General features: G+C 72.6%; 18 protein-coding genes. 6 read left to right on the forward strand and 12 right to left on the reverse strand.

Going from position 1 to position 18,774, the window contains the following annotated elements; translation table 11 throughout:
• Positions 1 to 623: SDR family NAD(P)-dependent oxidoreductase (locus tag ACRDSK_RS04095; protein WP_431438526.1), on the forward strand; the 623-nt coding region annotated here is incomplete at its 5' end.
• Positions 624 to 674: 51 nt separating this feature from the next.
• Positions 675 to 1,361, forward strand: coding sequence for a hypothetical protein (locus ACRDSK_RS04100; protein ID WP_431438527.1), 687 nt, complete (start codon positions 675 to 677; stop codon positions 1,359 to 1,361).
• On the opposite strand, the gene ACRDSK_RS04105 is transcribed toward ACRDSK_RS04100, so the two are convergent.
• The 8 genes from ACRDSK_RS04105 to ACRDSK_RS04140 all read right to left on the reverse strand — a co-directional run bounded on the left by ACRDSK_RS04105 (position 1,358) and on the right by ACRDSK_RS04140 (position 9,357).
• A complete protein-coding gene (locus tag ACRDSK_RS04105; protein WP_431438528.1) occupies positions 1,358 to 1,864 on the reverse strand; it encodes a hypothetical protein in 507 nt (168 codons plus the stop codon). The genes ACRDSK_RS04100 and ACRDSK_RS04105 overlap by 4 nt on opposite strands.
• Before the next feature lie 19 nt (positions 1,865 to 1,883).
• Positions 1,884 to 3,197 carry a putative T7SS-secreted protein gene (locus ACRDSK_RS04110; protein ID WP_431438529.1) on the reverse strand — a complete coding sequence of 438 codons (1,314 nt, stop codon included), beginning with the start codon at positions 3,195 to 3,197 and terminating at the stop codon, positions 1,884 to 1,886.
• Complete coding sequence (locus ACRDSK_RS04115) at positions 3,197 to 3,538, reverse strand: hypothetical protein (RefSeq protein WP_431438530.1); 342 nt, start codon at positions 3,536 to 3,538, stop codon at positions 3,197 to 3,199. The genes ACRDSK_RS04110 and ACRDSK_RS04115 overlap by 1 nt, the downstream gene beginning before the upstream one ends.
• Before the next feature lie 82 nt (positions 3,539 to 3,620).
• Positions 3,621 to 4,682, reverse strand: a complete 1,062-nt coding sequence (locus ACRDSK_RS04120; protein ID WP_431438531.1) for an LLM class flavin-dependent oxidoreductase — start codon at positions 4,680 to 4,682, stop codon at positions 3,621 to 3,623.
• A 5-nt stretch (positions 4,683 to 4,687) separates the two neighbouring features.
• Positions 4,688 to 6,190, reverse strand: a complete 1,503-nt coding sequence (locus ACRDSK_RS04125) for an APC family permease (RefSeq protein WP_431438532.1) — start codon at positions 6,188 to 6,190, stop codon at positions 4,688 to 4,690.
• Positions 6,187 to 6,450 (reverse strand): hypothetical protein, encoded by a 264-nt coding sequence (locus ACRDSK_RS04130; protein WP_431438533.1) that lies wholly within the window; start codon positions 6,448 to 6,450, stop codon positions 6,187 to 6,189. Before ACRDSK_RS04130 ends, ACRDSK_RS04125 begins: the two co-directional genes overlap by 4 nt.
• Before the next feature lie 139 nt (positions 6,451 to 6,589).
• Complete coding sequence (locus ACRDSK_RS04135) at positions 6,590 to 8,092, reverse strand: FAD-binding oxidoreductase (protein ID WP_431438534.1); 1,503 nt, start codon at positions 8,090 to 8,092, stop codon at positions 6,590 to 6,592.
• A complete protein-coding gene (locus tag ACRDSK_RS04140) occupies positions 8,089 to 9,357 on the reverse strand; it encodes a (Fe-S)-binding protein (protein ID WP_431438535.1) in 1,269 nt (422 codons plus the stop codon). Before ACRDSK_RS04140 ends, ACRDSK_RS04135 begins: the two co-directional genes overlap by 4 nt.
• 217 nt (positions 9,358 to 9,574) lie before the next feature.
• Here ACRDSK_RS04140 and ACRDSK_RS04145 point away from each other — a divergent pair, with 217 nt between their 5' ends.
• Together ACRDSK_RS04145 and ACRDSK_RS04150 are read left to right on the forward strand one after the other, a co-directional pair.
• On the forward strand, positions 9,575 to 10,279 hold the full coding sequence (locus tag ACRDSK_RS04145) for a FadR/GntR family transcriptional regulator (RefSeq protein ID WP_431438536.1): 705 nt from the start codon (positions 9,575 to 9,577) through the stop codon (positions 10,277 to 10,279).
• A gap of 31 nt (positions 10,280 to 10,310) precedes the next feature.
• Positions 10,311 to 11,057 (forward strand): cache domain-containing protein, encoded by a 747-nt coding sequence (locus ACRDSK_RS04150; RefSeq protein ID WP_431438537.1) that lies wholly within the window; start codon positions 10,311 to 10,313, stop codon positions 11,055 to 11,057.
• On the opposite strand, the gene ACRDSK_RS04155 is transcribed toward ACRDSK_RS04150, so the two are convergent.
• The 3 genes from ACRDSK_RS04155 to ligD form a co-directional block, all read right to left on the reverse strand.
• Complete coding sequence (locus tag ACRDSK_RS04155; protein WP_431438538.1) at positions 11,054 to 11,554, reverse strand: DUF1707 SHOCT-like domain-containing protein; 501 nt, start codon at positions 11,552 to 11,554, stop codon at positions 11,054 to 11,056. The genes ACRDSK_RS04150 and ACRDSK_RS04155 overlap by 4 nt on opposite strands.
• Before the next feature lie 70 nt (positions 11,555 to 11,624).
• On the reverse strand, positions 11,625 to 13,190 hold the full coding sequence (locus ACRDSK_RS04160) for an amidase (RefSeq protein ID WP_431438539.1): 1,566 nt from the start codon (positions 13,188 to 13,190) through the stop codon (positions 11,625 to 11,627).
• Positions 13,191 to 13,221: 31 nt separating this feature from the next.
• Positions 13,222 to 15,198, reverse strand: a complete 1,977-nt coding sequence (ligD, locus tag ACRDSK_RS04165; protein ID WP_431438540.1) for a DNA ligase D — start codon at positions 15,196 to 15,198, stop codon at positions 13,222 to 13,224.
• Positions 15,199 to 15,309: 111 nt separating this feature from the next.
• Here ligD and ACRDSK_RS04170 point away from each other — a divergent pair, with 111 nt between their 5' ends.
• The gene (locus ACRDSK_RS04170; protein WP_431438541.1) at positions 15,310 to 15,456 is read left to right on the forward strand and encodes a hypothetical protein; all 147 of its coding nucleotides are present in this window, start codon (positions 15,310 to 15,312) and stop codon (positions 15,454 to 15,456) included.
• A gap of 28 nt (positions 15,457 to 15,484) precedes the next feature.
• Here the strand turns inward: ACRDSK_RS04170 and ACRDSK_RS04175 are convergent, their stop codons facing one another.
• A complete protein-coding gene (locus ACRDSK_RS04175; RefSeq protein WP_431438542.1) occupies positions 15,485 to 15,886 on the reverse strand; it encodes an SRPBCC family protein in 402 nt (133 codons plus the stop codon).
• A gap of 40 nt (positions 15,887 to 15,926) precedes the next feature.
• Here ACRDSK_RS04175 and ACRDSK_RS04180 point away from each other — a divergent pair, with 40 nt between their 5' ends.
• Positions 15,927 to 18,710 (forward strand): ATP-binding protein, encoded by a 2,784-nt coding sequence (locus ACRDSK_RS04180; RefSeq protein ID WP_431438543.1) that lies wholly within the window; start codon positions 15,927 to 15,929, stop codon positions 18,708 to 18,710.
• Positions 18,711 to 18,774: the final 64 nt, after the last annotated feature.

Genomic DNA, 18,774 nt, shown 5'->3' on the forward strand with positions numbered 1-18,774 from the left:
GGGCTGGGCGCCGGCGAGGGCCTCGGAGGCTCCGCGGTCTCCGGGGCCTGCGACGTGCACGACACGAGGAGCGCGCGCTGGCCGAGCGGGTGCGAGCCCGGTTCGATCGGGTCGACGTGGTGGTCAACAACGCGGCCACCACCTACCGAGCGGCGCACGAGGACCTCGACGCGCTGACCGACGAGGCGTTCCTCGGCGTGCTGGACGTCAACGTGCTCGGCCCGCTGCGGGTGGTGCGGGCGTTCGCCGACGACCTTCGCGCGGCCGGCGGCGCGGTGGTGAACATCGCGTCGATCTCCGGCTACCGGGCCGGCGGCTCGTCGATCGCGTACGGCGTCAGCAAGGCCGCACTGCTGCAGCTGACCCGCAACCTCGCGGTGGCGCTGGCGCCCGAGGTGCGGGTGAACGCGGTCGCGCCCGGCACGGTGGCCACCCGCTGGCAGACCGACCTGCACGGCGTCGACGGGTTCGCCGAGCGCGCCCGGGTCGAGCGCGAGTCCGTGCCGCTGCACCGAACCTCCGGCCCGGAGCACGTCGCCCAGGCCGTGCTCGGCGTCCTCGCCATGGACATGGTCACCGGCGAGGCGGTGATCGTCGACGGCGGCAAGCACGTCATGTACTAGCTCCCGACCCTCGGTAGGCTCGACGTTTCCCCGACCCTGGGAGGGCAGCGCATGTCGCAGCTCGCACCGATCGCGTTCGTGCTGTTGTTCGCAGCGGTGATCGGGCTCGTGGTCTGGCTCGTGGTGCGCACGGTCCGGCGCAACCACGCACCCCGCGACCCCGCGGTAGGCCAGGAGCTCGCCCGGCTGGCCGCCGCCAGAGGTTGGCGGTTCAGCCCGCGCGACGACGGCATCCTGGCGCGGTTCGACGGCTACCCGTTCGGCCGCGGCGGCCGGGCGCGGCCGGCGCTGGACCTGGTCACCGGGACGCACCGGGGCCGCACGTTCGCCTGCTTCCAGTACGTCCCGCCGCGGTCGCTGCCGGCCGGCGAGTACTCCGCGGAGATCGACTACGCCCGAGTGTTCGCGGTCGCGCTGCCGACGCCGGTGCCGACCGTGCTGGTGACCGACGCGCGCTCGGCGCCCCGCTGGACCCGCCGCTACGTCGTCGGCGACGACGACTTCGACCGGGCGTTCGCCGTGGGCACCGAGGACGAGCCGTACGCGAACCGGCTGCTGTCCGCGCCGGTCCGGCACTGGCTGCTGGCCAACCCGCCGGCCGGGTCGCTGCGCTTCGGCGGCCCCGACCTGATCACCTGGCACGCCGACGACGGCGGCTTCGAGGCGAGCATGGTCGAGCCGGCCGTGGACCGCCTGTGCGACCTGCTCGACCGCCTCCCGGCCGAGGCGCTGCGCTAGTCGGAGTCGGAGTCGGAGTCCGAGTCGGAGTCCGCGGCACGGACGCTGCGCACGAACTCCTGGAAGTCCTCGAACACCTCGTCGAGCTGGGCCGGCGTGCACGTCAACACCAGCTCCAGCACCGCACGCCGGTTCGGGTCGTCGACGTCGTGCATCGAGACGTAGACCTGGCACTGGACCAGCTGCTGGTCGGTGCCCACCTCGATGTCCAGCACCTGCGTGATGCCCGGCGCCGACTCGGAGCCGACCTCGACGCGCCGGCGGACCGACACCGAGCCGGCCGCCTCCGCGAGCCGGCGCACCGACTCGTCGGCGATGTCGGCCATCGTCAGCTGTGGCTCGCGGAACTGGCCGGCGATCGTGAGGTTCGCGGTGAAGCCGTTGGCCGAGCCCGGGTGCAGCGCGACGAACGCGACCCCGGGCGCGCCGACCTCGTCCGGCGGCGCGGCCTGCCATCCCCGCGGCAGCGAGAAGTCGATGCGCACGGGTAGCTGGGTGACCATCAGTGGCTCCATCCGCCGGTCAGAACGGGTTCAGCGCTCCGGCCGCGTCGACGACGGAGTCCTTCAGCTCGCCCGGGTCGACCGTGACCTCGAAGCCGACCTTACCGCCCACCCCGAGGCCGGCTCCGGCCTCCGCGCCGATAGTCCAGCCACCGTCCTCGTTCTTGCCGAAGGTCGCGTTGGCCTCGGCGCCGGCACCCGCCCACGCCTCGCCCGTCGCGCCCGCGCCGAGCCCGCCGAGGTCACCGTGGACCTCGCCGACGGCCTTGGCCCCGGCGAACGCGTCCGCGCCGACCCGGACCCCGTCCAGGCCGACCGAGCCGTGAGCGCCGGCCTCCGCCCCGACGAACCCCTTCGCCGAACCGCCGACCTCCGCAGGCCCGTAGTGCGCCGAGCCCTCCGCGCCCACCTGTGCCACGTACGCGTTGACCTTCGCCTGCGCGTTGATGCCGTCGCGGCTGATCCCCGCGTTCGCGGACGCCTCGGCGCCGAGGGCCTTGGCCTCGGCCTGCCCGCCGAGCGTGACGTCGCCGAACTGGGTGGCGCCCACGGCCCGTGAGGAGAACAGGCTGCCCTCGGCCTTCGCGCCCACCACGGTCGCGTTGACCCCGGGGCCCTGGCGCCGGTCGAACTCCTGGCCCCACTGGCCGTACCGGGCGAACCGGCTGCCCTCGGCCTGCTGGCGCTCGCCCTTCTCCAACCAGCTCTCGGTCTGCTTGATGTCGACGGCGACCTTCTGCGGGCCCTTCTCCTGCACGAACTGGGCTGGCCCGGTCAGCCAGGTCGGTGCGCCGTCGGCCTTGCCGGCCAGCTGCTCGATCGCGCTCGCGTGAGTGTCGCCGGCCTTGCGGAGCTGTTCGCGGGCGCGGTCGAGGAGGTCGACGGCCTGCCGGCGCAGCCCCGCGCCCGGGTCGGTCAGCCCCAGCATGCTCGGCTGGGCACCGAGGGGCTGCGCGCCGAACGGCTGACCGAACGGCATCCCGCCCGCCATCGCCTGCCGGGTGGCCTGCTCCCCCTGCTCCCACATCGCGATCGCCTCGGCCGCCTGTCCCTGGGCCCAGCCCAGCGACGAGGCGTGGCCGTCGAGCGAGCGGGCCGCGGCGGTCATCGCGTCCCGGCCGAGCCGCCAGTTGGCCGCCTCCGGACTGAACTGGTCCCAGAACGCGCTGCTCGCCGGGCCCTCCCAGTCGGGAATCCGGACGCCGGCGAGGCCGGCGGCGACGTCGTCCATGATGCGCGCGCGGGCTCGCAGGTCGTCGGCCGCGCCGGTAACCGCTTCGGGTTCGCCCGGGATGAGCGCCTTGGGGTCGTCGGTCTGGCCGAGCTCCGCCATCAGGGCGTCTCCCGCGGGGTCGGCGCCGGACCCGGCGTGGGCGAGGGCTGCGGGTGGGCCGGGTCGAACGTCGAGACGCCCCGGGCCTCCTGCTCCTCGTAGACGCGGGCGTCGTCGTCCAGCGCCGTACCGGCGTCGGCAGAGCGCTTCTGCAGGATCTGCTTGGCCAGCTCCCACGTGGTGCCGAAGGACTTCACGGCCGCGGACACCTTGTCGTGGCCGTAGGCCGCGCCCTTGCCGTGGATCTCCTCGAGGTTCGTGTCGTCCGCCGCACCGATGGCGTCGCCGATTCCGGTCGCCGCCGTGCGCAGCTGCTCGGGTTCTACGCGGTAGCCGTCCATCGTGACCGGACCGTAACGACAGAAGGCAACGGGTCGGCAGGGTAATTCGTCGGGTGTTCACCTGCCCTTTGTGTGAGCGGGGTCACGCAGGCTGGCCGGCGAAGGCCGGCATGACGTGGTCGTGGACCAGTTGCAGCTGCTCGCGCATGGTGGCCACGCCGGGCAGCTCCATCCCCGAGAACGCCTTGACCAGGGCCGCGTCGGTGATCGCGAGGATCAGATGGTTCACGCCGGTGGACGCGATCTCCGTCTTGATCTTCTCCGCGCACTCCTCGGGCGTGCCAGCCACCGAGAGCTTGTCGGCCAGCTCCGGCGGGGTCAGCTCGAACGCGCGGTCCACCCGGCCCTCGCCCACCGCGGCGATGATGTCGGTCAGCTCGGCCGGGTCCACGTCGTTGCGCTCCAGCTGCTCGACCGGCATCGACGACGCGTACAGGCCGACCATCGCCCGGGCGGCGTCCTTCGCCGCGCGGGAGTCCGGGCCGGTGGCGAACACGATCCAGGCGCCCAGGTCCAATGTGGACGCGTCCCGGCCGGCACGCTCCGCGCCGATCCGCACGTTCTCCACCATGTACTCATAGGCCCGCTTCGTATAGCTCAGCGCGTGGTGGACGCCGTCGGTCAGCTCGCCCGCGGCCTGGAACGACTTCGGCCCGCGCATCGCGCCGAGCTTGACCGGCACGTGCTCCTGGACCGGCCGGGCGAACGTGAACAGGCCGCTGTACTTGAAGAACTCGCCCTCGTAGTTGATCAGGCCCTCGTCCAGCAGCGTGCGCACCACGTGGTGCGCCTCCTTGAGGCGGGACAACGGCTTCGTCTTCGCCCAGTCGATGCCGTACTGCGCGAGCAGGCCGAAGTTGCCCGACCCGAGCACGCACTCCGCCCGACCGCCGGTCAGCTCGTCGAGTGTCGCGGTCGCCTGGGCGATCAGTGACGGCTCGCGCAGCGTGATCGCGGACAGGCTGGGGCCGAAACGGATGTTCTTCGTCTTGTCCGCGGCGGCGGCGAACAGCAGCCAGAGGTCCTTGTGCCACGTCTCGTCCGCCGCGTAGCAGCCGTAGTAGCCGAGCTCGTCGGCGAGCTTGATGGACTCGATCGTGTCGTCGAGCGGGTAGTCGGGCAACATCACGTAGCTGAAGCGCATGGCACTCACCTTCCTGGAGCGTCTACAGTGGACCTGACAGCGTCTCCTGAAACAGCGTGGCTGTGCCGGTACGGCCGTAGCGCGGCCATCAGCACCAGCCCCGCACCGACCACGACGACGCCGGAGAGCAGCACGAGATAGTTGTCGTACCAGGGCGCGTCCGGCGTGCGCGGCCACACCATGTTCACGATGGCCGCGACCCCGTAAACCAGGGCAGCGACGTTCACCGCGAAACCCCAGTGCCCCAACGTGAAGGTGCCGGCGGGCTGCCAGCCCCGCAGCCGTGCCCGCAGTGCCGCGAGCACGACCATCTGGAACGCCAGGTAGATGCCGAGCACGGCGAACGAGACGATCTTCACGATCGCGTCCTCGGAGAACCGCGAGACACCGACGACCAGCGCCGGCACGATCGCCGCGACCAGCAGCGTGTAGGGCGGCACGCCCCGGCTGCGCGAGAACCGGGCGAGCAGGCCGCTGCCCGGCAGCATCCGGTCCCGCGCGTAGGAGTACATCAGCCGGGACGCCGCGGCCTGGAGGCTCAGTGCGCAGGACAGGAACGACACGAGCACGACGGCCAGCACGACCTTCGCGCCGGTGTCGCCGAACGCTGTGGTGAGCACGCCGCCCACCGGGTCCGCGTTCTCGCCGGAGATGACCGCGCCGAAGTCCGGCACCGCGAGCACCAGCGCGAGGCACACGAACGTCGCCGCGGCACCGCCGACGTAGATCGTCATCCGCATCGCCTTGGGGATGCGCCTGCTGGCGTCAGGCACTTCCTCCGCGACGTCGCCGCAGGCCTCGAACCCGTAGTACTGGAAGATACCGATGAGGCTCGCGGCGAGGAAGGCGGCCAGGTAGGAACCCTCCGACGCGGCGCCGAAGCTGTCGAACAGCACACCCAGGCCGTGCTCCCGCTCGGCGAGCAGGAGCCACCCGCCGACCACGAGCGCACCGAGGATCTCCGTGGCGAACCCGAACAGCGCGGCGATCGCGAGCACCTTGGTGCCGCCGAGGTTGATCAGCGTCACGAGCACGATCATCACCAGCGCGCAGGCGATCGTGGTGTTCGTCGACACCGTGAGGTCCAGCAGCGACGCGACGAACGGTCCGGCGCCGTAGACCACCGAGGCGATCGTGACCAGCAACGCGATGGCGTACACCCAGCCTGTCAGCCACGCCCACCTCTGACCCCACAGCCGGCGCGCCCACGGGTAGATCCCGCCCGCGATCGGGTACTGCGACACGATCTCGCCGAACACCAGGGCGACGAGCAGCTGGCCGACGCCCACGAGGACGAGGCTCCAGATCATCGGCGGGCCGGCCACCGCGAGCGACACGGCGAACAGCGTGTACACACCCACGACCGGCGACAGGTACGTGAAGCCGAGCGAGAAGTTCGCCCACAGGCTCATGTCCCGGTGGAACTCGGAGGTGTAGCCGAGCTCGGCGAGGCGGCTGGCGTCCGGGTCGGTGTGACCGGGCGCGGCGGGGTCGACGGTATCGGTCATGTGGCTTCCCGCTCGATCTCGTCGAGCAGCTCCTGTCCGGAAAGGACGGAGTCCGCCCAGTGCCGGTGCATCCACTCGAGATGGTCCAGGCGGCCGGCGGCGATGCGCAGCGTGTCCCAGTTGGGGAACAGCTGTTGTGCCACGTGGACGGTCATCAGCCGCGGGTCGACCTCGAAGATGTGCTCGAACCGCTCCACCGCGACCTCGGAGACCTGCCGCGCGGGTGGCGGGTTGTGCTGCTCGTCGTACCGGAAGCTCATTCCGCCTCCCCGGAATTCACAGTGTTGGTTGCGTGAGGGAAAGCAGGTTCTGTTTGGTCACGTACTTGTGGCTGGCTTGCGTCACGTTCCCCTGAGGTGCGGTTGAGAATGCCCTCGCCTGAGGTGCACAGAAGGTGTCTCACAGCCCACCCTCCTCGTAGGCACGCTGCAGGCCGTACTTGCCGGGGTTCATGATGTTGTTGGGATCCAAGGACTTCTTGACGGCGAGCATCACGTCGTAGCCGCCGCCGAGCTCCTCCGGTACGAGGTCGACCTCGCCCTCACGGCACGACCCGTGGCAGGCGCTGATCGAGCCGCCGTGGCGCAGCGCGACGGCGGCGATCTCCCGCTTGGCGTCGACCCACGCGGCCCACGAGGCGTCGTCGAGCTCCTGTTCCCAGATGCCGACGTCGATCTCGGTGAGATAGTCCACGCCGGTGTCGGCGCTGGTGTAGAAGAACATCCCCCAGTCGTCGAAGATCGGGTGCTTTTCCTTGAGGCGGGCGACGATGTCGTGCCACGCGGTGCGGACCGCGGCCAGGTCGGTGTAGGCGATGGCCGCGTCCTCGCAGTGCCAGGACATCGGGGCGACCTGGCCCTGCGCGGTGCGCCCGTGCAGCGGCGTCGCGTAGCGGTCGTGCCGGGCGGCCCAGTCGCCCTGGGAGATCTCGTCGCCGAGGTATCTGGCACCCTGGTCGCGGGCGATGCGCATCAGCCGCTTGCCGCCGGCGCGCACCTCGTCGGAGTTGCCGTAGCAGACCGCGCACACCAGCGCCCGCACGTCGGCCGGCTGCGGGATGTACGCCTCGTCGTCGCGGCGCAGGTAGTCCACCTTCCACTCGTCGAACAGGACCGCGCCGGCGAACGTGGCGACTCCGGCGCGGGCCAGCTTCCCGACGCAGGCGTAGGCACTGTCGAAGTCGGCGAAGGCCCAGAACGGCGAGAACTCCGCCTCCGGCTTGGGATACAGCTTCAGCGTCGCCTCGGTGGCGATGCCAAGCGTGCCCTGGTGGCCCATGAACAGGTGCTTGAGCTGGTAGCCGCTGGAGCTCTTGGACACCTTGCGCCCGCCGCCGTCGCCGACGCGGATCACCCGGCCGGTCGGCAGCACGATCTCGAAGCTCAGCACCAGGTCCCGGGTGTGCCCGTACCGGGAGCCGACGAGCGACCAGCCGCTGGTGCCGATCCGCCCGCCGACGAGCGAGCACGGGTAGGACGCCGGGTTGTCGGGGTAGATCAGCCCGTGCCGGGCGAGCACCTCGTTGAGCTTCAGCATGTTGATGCCGGGACCGACCGTGCAGGTCCGGTTCTCGAGGTCGATCTCTTTGATGTCGTCCATCCGCTTGACGTCCACGACGATGCCGCGCCGCTCGGGCACCGCGCCGTCGGTCAGCCCGGTGCCGCCGTCGCGCGGCACGATCGGGATCCGGTTCGCGTTCGCGATCCGGACGACGCCGGCGACCTCCTCGGTGGTGGCCGGCATGACGACGAGGTCGGGCACCCGCTCGGGCCAGCGGTGTACCGGGAACGGCGCGGGCACGCGGGCCCGGTTCATCCGCGCGGTCTTCGACGTCAGCACGTAGTCCTTGCCGAGGATGTCCACCAGCTCGTCGAGGGTCCGGTCGCTCAGCTGCGTGGTCATTTGCCCGTGCTCCCGCCCACCTCGATGCCCACCGACTCGGCGAGCAGCTCATGGAGGTCGACGACGTCGATGTCGCGTGCCGCGCCGGCCTCCGACAGCGGCCGCTCCGACCACGGGCAGGCCGACACGAGCGTGTCGACCTCGAGCTCGGCCGCCTTGTCCAGCCGCGCGGCGCTGATCTTCGCGGTGAGCTCCGGCTTCTCCACCGGCAGCCCGCCGCCCGCACCGGAGCAGTAGGACCACTGCGTGACCCGGTCGACGTCGTGGAACGTGAGGCCGGGAATCGCGCGCAGGATCTGGCGTGGCTCCTGCCAGATCCCCTTGCGTTTGTTGAGCCGGCACGGGTCGTGGTAGGTGATCGTCCGTTCGATCGGGACGGTCGGCGTCAGCCTGCCGCCGGCGAGGAGCTGGGCCAGCAGCTCGACCACGAGCACGATCTCGATGTCGAAGTCCGCGCCGAAGTAGCCCGGGTAGTCCTCGGTGAAGGTGATGTAGTCGTGCGGGTCGAGCACGAGCACCCGCTTCACCCCGTGCGCCCGCCAGTCCGCGAGGTTGTGCTCGGCGAAGCGGCGGGACTGGTCGCGGTAGCCCATCTCGGCGGCCGGCCCGCCGCAGCACCACTGCTCGCCCATGAGGCCGAACTCGTAGCCCGCGTGCTGCAGCAGCTGAGCGACCGCGCGCGGCACTGAGGTCCGGTAGAAGGCCGCCTCGCAGTCGACGAACAGGATGGTCTCGCCACCGACGGGAATGCCGAGCCCGTCCGCCCAGTCGCGCACGTGCTCCTGGCTCACCGGGACGGCGTCGTCGGAAGTGCCGAGCACGGGCTCGTGCGTGCGCTCGTCGGTCAGCTCGTTCCACCGCTGGTAGCCCGGCTGGTGCACGCCGTTGTCCACGGCGAGGGCGCGCATCTGCTTGACCAGGTCCACGGTCCGGGTGCGGAAGCGGTAGAAGTCGCCGGTGAACAGGGTGTTGGGGCAGCGCAGCTCGCAGGCGCCGCACTGGGTGCAGTTGACGTAGTCCTCGGCGACGTCCTCGACCGTCAGCTCACCCTGCTCCATCGCGACGACGTTGGCGTGGAAGGCGGTCGGGGTCCACGACTCGTTGCGGGTCACCTGCATGACCGGGCACACCTCGCGGCAGAACTTGTGGCCGGAGGAGAAGCAGTTGTACGCCGCGTTTCGCCACTGTCCCAGGAACTCGACGGTGACCGGGGCGTGACCACCCCCGTTGGCGGAACCGTCCGTAGTGGGCTGGGTGTCAGTCATCGAGCCTCCATCATGTGACGGCGGTCACGTAAACTAAACATATGAGACCATATTTCAAATCGCAAGCTCCGCCCAACGCAACCTCAGGGGCACCGTGACGGCACCCAGCCACAAACCACCCCGCCACCCGCACCGTTCGCTGGAAAGGGACCCACACTTAGAAACGCGGGGAGGCGGGCTAGCTTCGGGCGCCGCGCGGCACGTCGTATTCGCGCCGTTGGCGGACGGCGGTCGGGTCGAGGTCGTCGCCCGCCGGATCGGCGAGGCCATCGGCCTGGGCCTGGTCGCCGACGGCGAGCAGTTGCCCAGCGAGCTGGAGCTGGCCGGCGCGCTGAACGTGTCGACCGTGACGCTTCGCGAGGCTCTCGCATTGCTGCGCCAGCGCGGGCTCGTGGAGACCCGGCGCGGGCGCGGCGGCGGTTCGTTCGTGCGGGCGCCGGTGGACGCCTCGGTGGAGCGGCTGCGCACGGTGTTGCGCGAGACCGGCGTGCACGAGCTGCGCGAGATCGGTGATCACCTGCTCGCGGTCACCGCCACCGCCGCCCGGCTCGCCGCGTCCCGGGCCTCGGCCGACCAGATCGAGCGGCTCACGGAGCTCGTCGACCAGCTGGCCGTCGCCGAGACGGTCGGCGAGCGAAGACGGGCGGACGGCCGGTTCCACATCGAGATCGCGGCCGCCGCCCAGTCGACCCGGCTGACCCGCCAGGAGATCGACCTGCAGGGCGAGATCGGCGAGCTGCTGTGGATCCCGTTCGGCGAGGCGATCGAGCGCGCCGAGCGGGTCGAACGGCACCGGGCGGTCCTCGCGGCCATCGCGAACGGTGACGGCGACCTCGCGCGCCGGCTCATCGAGGAGCATGTGGAGCTGGCCATCTCGCGGTTGATCGAGTTCCACCTACAACTCAGCCAGCATGAGCCTTAGAGTGAGCGAGGACGCCTACCGTGGAGCTGCCGTGAGTCCGTATGCCGGTGTCGCCGCCACGACGGTGGAGGGCCTGCTGCGGGACACCTTCGCCGGCATCGAGACGTTGCGCACCTTGACGATCGACGTGCACCGCCGCGCCGTGGCCGAGGGACGCGCGCCGACCACGACGGACCTGTCGACGATCCGCCCCACTGTCCTGGATCACCTCTCCGCCCACGCCCGGCTCGCCGGCACCGGGGTGATCGCCGCGCCGGGCATGCTCGCCGACCAGCCGCGCTGGCTCGAGTGGTGGCGTCGCCCGCCGGCCGGTTCGATACGCCATGACGCTCCGCTACCGCTCGCGGTCGACCTGGACACCGGCAACATCGGCAGCTACGACTACCCGCTCGCGCCGTGGTTCGAGGTGCCGTGCCGAACCGGCCGGCGCGTGGTGGTCGGCCCGTACGTGGACTACGCCGGCACCGACGAGTACATCCTGACCTTCGCCGCGCCGATCAGCTCGGACGCGGGCTTCTTCGGGGTCGCCGCCGCGGACATCCGCGCGAACGACCTCGAGCGCGCGATGCGGCCGATGCTCGACGCCGAGGGGCCCGCGACGTTGCTCGTCAACGCCACCGGCCGGGTGCTCGCGTCGAACACCCCGGCGACGATCGTCGGCTCGATGGTCCGCCCGGACCACGGCGACCGCCAGGAGCTGCTGCCCGGCGAGGACTGGGCCGACTGCGTCGGACTGCCGTGGTCGCTCGTGCGGTACCAGCCGACCGGGCGGGGCTAGTCGGTCGTCTCCGCCCGGGGTTCCCCGGCGGCTCGGGGTTTCTTGGCGGCGTCGGCGCAGCTCGCGGCCACCAAGAACACGAAGCCGACCGGGATGAACACCCACCAGGCGCCGAGGAACACGGTCAGCAGGATCGCGCCCGGGATGCCGAGGACGAAGGTCAGCCCGGCGACGGCTTCGAGCGCCTTGCTGGCCTCGGTCTCGACGAGCTCGTTCTTCTTCCTGCGCGAGCCGGTCGGGTCGGTGACGAGCTGACCCGCCTTCTGGATCAGCGGGGCGGGCGGGGTCGCCGAGCTGAGGTCGGGGTGTGGTGCGGGGAGGTCGCCGAACAGCGCCTCCAGCTCCCCGCGCGTGCGGGCCGCCGCGGCACGCGCGCAGCGCTCGTCGAACTCGTCCAGCTCGAGCCGGCCGGTGGACAGGTGCTCCCCGAGCGTCGAGACGGCCTCGTTCCGCTCGGCGTTGCTGATCCGGATCTCGGCGTCGCTGGCCTTCTCCATGGAGAAATTGTATGGGCGCGACAGCCCGTTTCGACCCCGCGTGAGCGGCCCGGTCGTACCGCGCCACGGGTCAGTCGCCGGAGAGGAGCCTCGGGGCGTGGCGGACCGGGTTCGCGGTCTCGAACTCGGCGGCGTACGCCAGCACCGTGGCGTCCTGCCAGCGGCCGGCGAAGAAGGAGACGCCGATCGGGAGCTCACCGGCGTAGCCGGCCGGCACGGCGATGTTCGGGTAGCCCGAGACCGCGGCCGGGGCGGAGGACTCCAGCAGGAAGCCCTCGTCGCCGTCACCGTAGGTCGTCTGCCAGGCCGGGCCGTTGGTGGGCGAGACGATCGCGTCCAGGTCGTGCTCGGCCATCGTCTCGTCGATCGACCGGCGGGCCAGCGACGTGGCGGTCGCCCGCTGCAGCAGGTACTCCGGGTCGTCGGTGCCCGGCGCGGTCAGCGCCTGCTCGAGGAGCTCCTGCCCGAACTTGCTCAGCTCCACCGGGTCGCGACGGTTGAACTCCACGATCTCGGCGATGGTCCTCGGCACCCCGCGCCGCCCCTTCAGGTAGGCGGGCAGGTCTCGGGCGAACTCGGTGACCAGGGCGGGCAGCTCGGCCGCGCCGATCTCGTCCCGGTAGGGCATGTCGACGTCGACCACGATCGCGCCCCGGGCGCGCAGCGTGGCGACCGACTCCTCGACGACCCGGTCCACGTCGGCGTCGAGGCCGGCCTGCCGCCAGACGCCGATCCGCGCGCCGTGCAACGCATCGGGCGACAGCAGTGCCGCGTAGTCGCGGGGCTGGTCCGCCGGGTACTCGCCGGTGGCCGGGTCCGCCGGGTCACGACTCTGCAGTGCGGACAGCGTGATCGCCGCGTCCACCACGTGCCGGGCCATCGGCCCGGCGGTGTCCTGCTCGGCGGAGATCGGCACGATCCCGGTGCGGCTGACCAGCCCGAGCGACGGCTTGTGCCCCACCACGCCGTTCGCGCCGGCCGGGCACACGATCGAGCCGTCGGTCTCGGTGCCGATCGCCACCTGCGCCAGCGACGCCGCCACGCCCGCGCCGGACCCGGACGACGAACCGCACGGGTTGCGGTCGAGCACGTAGGGGTTGTTGGTCTGCCCGCCGACGCCGGACCAGCCGGACGTGCCGTTGGTGGAGCGGAAGTTCGCCCACTCGGACAGGTTGGTCTTGCCCAGGATCACCGCGCCCGCCGCCCGCAGCCGGCGGACCAGCCAGGCGTCGTTCGCCGGCGGCTTGGCCCGCATCGCCCGCGAGCCGGCGGTCGTGGCCTGCCCCTTGGTGTCCACGTTGTCCTTGAGCAGCACCGGGATGCCGTCGAGCGGGCCGAGGGTGTCGCCGCGGTCGCGCCGCCGGTCGCTGGCCGCCGCCTGCGCCACCGCCGTCCGGTCCACCGCGAGCACCGCGTGGATCTTGCCGTCGAGTGCGCGGATCCGCGCCAGATAGGCCTTGGTCAGCCGCACCGAGCTGAGCCGGCCGCGATCCATCGACGCCTGCAGCTCGGGGATGGTGGCCGCGTCCAGGGCCACCCCCGTCCGGTCCTCCCCCACGCCCGACGCGCTGGCCGGCACCGGCCCGACCGCGAGCGCGAGCAACACCAGGATCGAGACCACCCGCAGAATCCGCACACCGCACCTAATCGCGTGCGCCGGGACGCCGTCAACCGAGCGCCGTTCGCGAGCCCTCCAGCTCCCCGAACAGGTCGCCGAGATCGCCGGCTCGGTCCAGCACGTCGTCCGCGGTGAACGTCAGCTGGTCGGGCCGCCGGCAGGCGCGGACCTCGTCCCAGGTCACCGGGGTGGACACGGTGGGCCGGTCGCGACCGCGCAGCGAGTACGGGGCGATCGTCGTCTTCGCCGGGTTGTTCTGGCTCCAGTCGATGAACACCTTGCCCCGCCGCAGGTTCTTGGCCATCTTCGCGACCGCCAGCTCGGGCGTCTCCTCCGCCAGCCGCTCGGCCAGGCCCTTGGCGTACGCGGACGGGCGCTCGCGACCGCGCGTCCGGATGCCCGCGTAGAGCTGCATGCCCTTGCTGCCGCTGGTCTTCGCGACCGGGGTGAGGCCGTCGCCGGCGAGGATGTCGTAGAGCCGCTCGGCGATCCGGCAGCACTCGACGACCGTGGTGTCCGGGCCGGGATCGAGGTCGAACACGAGCCGGTCCGGGGGCCGTGCGCCACCGTCCGGTTTGACTGTCCACTGTGGAACGTGCAGCTCGAGCGCGGCCAGGTTCGCCGCCCACACCAGCGTCGGCAGGTCGTCGATCACGACGTGGTCGATGTGGTCGCCGTGGCCGCCGCGCGAGCCGGAGCTGGGCAGCCGCACGGTGCGCACCCACTCCGGCGCGTGTGACGGGACGTTCTTCTCGAAGAACGCCTCGCCGCGCACGCCGTCCGGGTACCGGATGAACGTCACCGGACGGGCGGCCAGGTGCGGCAGCAGCACGGGTGCGACCCGGCTGTAGTAGTTGATCACCTCGCCCTTGCTGAACCCGTCCGGGTACAGCTCCTTGTCCAGGTTGGACAGCGACAGCTGCCGCTCCCCCACCCGCACCGCGACCCGCTTGCCCACAGCCCGCTCGCCCGCAGCCACGTCCGCACCTCCCGCGCGCCGGCCGAGTGTCGGTTCCGGCGCGGTGATCTCGTCGGGTACCCGGTCGGGCCGCAGGCCACGCCAGGCCGCGTGCCGCAGCCGCCGGTCGCTCCGGGTGAACTGGCGGTACACGACCTCGCCCACGAGCACCGGCTGGACCCAGCGCACGTGCCGGGCGTCCTCCCGCGACAGCTCGGTGGCGAACGGGCTGGCGTCGCGCTCGATCGTGTCCAGCCGCGCCCGCAGGTCGTGCAGCGCCCGTTCGGTGAACCCGGTGCCGACGTCGCCGAGGTAGACGAGGTCGCCGCTGCCGGGGTCGTGCGCGCCCAGCAGCAGCCCGCCGACCATCCCGTCGCGGCGGCCCTTGCCCGGGCGCCAGCCGCAGACGATGACCTCCTGGGTCTGGATCAGCGGGTGCTTCTGCCACTCCAGGGTGCGCCGGCCCGGGTAGTACCGCGACGCCAGCCGCTTCGCGATGAGGCCCTCGTAGCCGGCCTCGGCGGCGCGGGCCAGCAGGTCCTCCGGCGTCAGGCCGTCGGCCGCGAGGTCGGCGTGGGTGTACGCGGGCACGACCGAGATCGGCTCGGCGAGGTCGAGCTCGGCGAGCCGGCGCCGGCGCTGCTCGTAGGACTCGCCGGTCAGGTCCGCGTCGCCGAGCCGGAGCAGGTCGAACACCAGGAAACGCACGGGCAGCTCGGCGACCGACAGGCGCTGCTGGTAGCGGCCGCGACGCTCCTGCATCAGCGCGAACTCCGGCTGGCCGAACTCGTTCAGCACGACCAGCTCGCCGTCGAGCACCGCGGCGAGCCCGCCCAGCGCGTCGCCGAGCCCGTCGGCGACCGAGGCGAACTCCGCGGTGATATCGATGTCGTTTCGGCTGGTCAGCGCCATCGCGCCGGTAGCGGACACACGCATGACGGCCCGGTAGCCGTCGTACTTGTACTCGTAGCCGAACCGGGGATCGTCGGGCAGCCGGCCCCGGCCGGGCGAGGCCAGCATCGGCGCCACCGGCCGTGGGAGACCGCGCGCGGCGGCCGAGGCCGTCATGACCGCACCCGGACATTTAGCCGATGTTGAGCCATTCGGGTGGTTGACGGGGTAGCGTTCCAATTGGGACGGGCGTGGTGGGAGCGCCCGCCGGGGAGACGGGGGACCGCCATGGCGGACCAAAGCGTGATGGACACACCCATCTTCGATGCGCTGCTCGCCGAGCTCGGCCTCGAAGTGACGACTACTGACGAGCGCACACCGACATCGAACAGCACCGCCCGGCCGGACGCCAACCCGGTGCCGAAGGCCGGCTGACCAGGTCGGTCCCGACAAGACGAGCCCGCTAGTCGCGGGCGTCGGTGCTTGCCGCGCGGGTCAGGGCCGCCACCGTGCGCTCCAGGTCCGCCTGGACCTCGCCGCCCTCGGCGACGCGCACGCTGTGCAGCGAGACCGTGATGCGGCTGCGGTCCGGCGCGACCTCCTCGACCCGCAGCTCGCCGCGGTAGTCGTCGGGGCCCTCGGCGCCCCACTCGAGGCGGCGCGCCTGCTCGTCCGGGCGCACCCAGGCCTCCCCCTCGACGTGCTGGCCGTGCACGTCCGCCTCGACATGCACGGTCTCGCCGCCCTCGGGCTCGGCCGTGGTCATCTGCGGGAAGTACCGGGGCAGGTTGCGCGGATCGGCGAGGAAGCGGAACAGCGTGTCGGCCGCGAGGTTCGCCTCGGCGGAGTGCGTGTAGGTCGTCATGGCTCCCGCGTACCCCCTTCGGCGTAGCACAATCCGTCGCATGCCGGTACGGGAGTTGGTGGGACGGGCAAGCGAGCTGGCCGAGCTCGCCCGGGCGCTCGACACCGCCCGGGCCGGGCGGGGCTCGGTCGTGCTGGTCGGCGGGCCGGCCGGGATCGGCAAGAGTCGCCTCGTCGACGAGCTAGCCGACCTGGCCGGCGCGGCCGGCGTCCCGGTGCTGCGCGGCCGGGCGATGGCGGAGGAGGGCACGCCGGCGCTGTGGCCCTGGTGGCAGGCGCTGCGGCCGTACCCGGACCTGGCCGACGCCCTCGACGTGCACACCGGCCCGGCGGCCACGCTGACACCCGAGGTGCCGCGAGGCGAGCGGCTGCGCGCGTTCGAGCTGCTGCTGGCGGCGCTCGCCGAACGGGCGGCGGGCTCGGGGCTCGCCGTCGTCCTCGAGGACCTGCACTGGGCGGACGAGTCGTCGCTGCGGATGCTGGGGCTCAGCGCGGGGCGCGCCGGGCTCCTGGTCGTCGCCACCTACCGCGACGACGAGCAGACCGACGCCCTGCGCGCCACGCTCACCCAGCTGCGGCGGGACGGCTCGACGGCGGCGATCACGCTGCACCCGTGGGACGCCGCGGAGCTCGCGTCCGTCGTGGACGGTGCCGCCCACCCCTCCTGGCTGCCGCTGCTGGCCCGCGCCTCCGGCGGCAACCCGCTCTACGTGCAGGAGATGCTCGGCGCGCTGACCGACGCCGGCCTCGCCGACCGCCCCGCGCCGGAGTCCGCCGAGTGGCCGCTGGGCGTGCCCGAGCAGCTGCGCGGGATCGTCGCCGAACGCCTCGCCCGGCTGCCCGAGCCGGTCCGCGAGGTCGTCCGCGCGTGCGCGGTGATCGGCGCCGACTGGTCCGTGCCGGCGGTCGCCCTCCTGTGCGAGACCACGCCCGAGGCCGTGCTCGACCACGTCGACGCCGCGGCCGGGCTGCTCGTCCCCGGCCACGAGCTGGTCCGCGAGGCCGTCTACGCCACCGTCCCGACCGGGCGTGCGGTGGCCTGGCACCGCCGGCTCGCCGAGGCGATCGAGGCCGGCGAGCTGCCCGGCGAGGCGGTGACCCACCGGCTGCGGTCGATCACCGACGACGCCGGCCGCGACGCCGCCGTCGAGGCGTGCCGCACGGGCGCCGCGCTCGCGATGGGTCGGCTCGCCTTCGACCGCGCCGCCGGACTGCTCGACGCCGCGCTCGACGTGCTGGCCGGCCAAGAGCACCCGGACCGCCTCGTCCGCCGCTGCGAACTGCTGCTCGACGCGGCCGACGCCGACTACTCCGCCGGGCTCGTCGAGGCCGCCACCCGTCGCTGCCAGGCCGCGGCCGAGCTGGCGAGCCGCGCCGACCGTTCCGACCTGCTCGCCCGCGCCGCGCTCGTGGTGCGCGGGGTCGGCGGCCCGGTGTCCGCGCCGATCATGGTCCTGTGCGACCGCGCGCTGGCGGCGTTGCCGGAGTCGGCGCGGGCATGGCGCGCCCGGGTCCTGGCTCAGCGCGCGCTCGCCGTGGCCGACGCGCTGCGCCCGGCCGACGCCGACGAGCCCAGCCGGGAGGCCCTCGCGCTGGCCGAACAGACCGGTGACCCGCTCGCGATGGCCGACGCGCTGCGCGCCCGCCAGCAGGTGCTCAGCCACCCCGACGGGGTGACCGAGCGCCTCGAAGTGGTCCGCCGGATGCTGGAGCTCGGCGCCGCGGGGCCGCCGGACGGCGAGCTGTGGGCCCGGCTGTGGCGCATCGACGCCGCGCTGCAGCTCGGTGCGCTGTCCACTGTGGACGAGGAGCTGGCCAGGATCGGGCTGCTCGCCGATCGGCTGGGCTGGCCGATCGCGCACTGGCACCTGCACAAGCTGCGCACGGCCCGCGCGCTGCTGCTCGGCCACTTCGCGGAGGCCCAGCGGGAGACCGAGGAGATGCTGCGGGCGGCGGTGCGGACCGAGGACGCGTCCGCGCAGGCGCTGGTGCTCGCGCTGCGGTTCGAGCTGTGCGAGCTGCGGGGCGGCCACGCCGAGCTCGTCGACGCCGCCCAGATGTTCGCCGAGCTCTCCACCGAGCTGCTGGTCGCCCAGTCCTACGTCGGACTGTTCCTGCTCCACGCCGGCGACACCGACGGCGCGTGGCGATGCCACGGCCGGATCCGCCCGGCGCTGGCGGAGCAGCATCGCGACGCGCGGTGGCTGCCGACACTCGCGAACGCGGGCGTTCTCGCGGCCGGGCTGGGCGATCTCGACGTCGTCCGGCACTGCTACGACGAGCTGCTGCCGTGCGCCGGCTACTACCTCGCGTCCGGCTCGGGCACGCTGTTGTGCAGCGGCTCGGTCTCCCGCCTGCTCGGCACGATGGCGGTCGCGCTCGACCGGCCGGCCGACGCGGAGCGCCACCTCACCGAGGCGATCGCCATGGACGACCGGATCGGCGCGCTGCCCTACCGGACGCTCGCCGAGATCGAGCTGGCCGGCGTGCTGGCGGACGCCGACCCGGCCCGGGCCGGCACGCTGACGAGGAACGCGGCGACCTCGGCCCGGCGGCTCGGCATGGCGCCGGCGCTGCGGACGGCCGACGAGGTGCTGCGGCGGGTCGACCGCGCCCGCCGGGAGGCGGTGCCACTCACCGCGCGCGAGCGCGACGTCCTGGCCCGGCTGGCCCGCGGCGCGTCGAACCGCGAGATCGCCGAGGAGCTGGTGCTCTCCGAGCGCACCGTGGAGACCCACGTGCGCAACGTGCTGGCCAAGGTCGGCGTGGCCAACCGCGCCCAGGCCGCCGTCTGGGCGGTCGAACAGGGAATCGCGGCTCAGTAGCCGACTTCAGTAGCCGGGTTCGGTACTTCCCCGGATCCCGGACGCCTCCGCGGCGGCCAGTCTT

This window comes from Actinophytocola sp. (assembly GCF_050699915.1).
Lineage (GTDB): Bacteria > Actinomycetota > Actinomycetes > Mycobacteriales > Pseudonocardiaceae > Actinophytocola.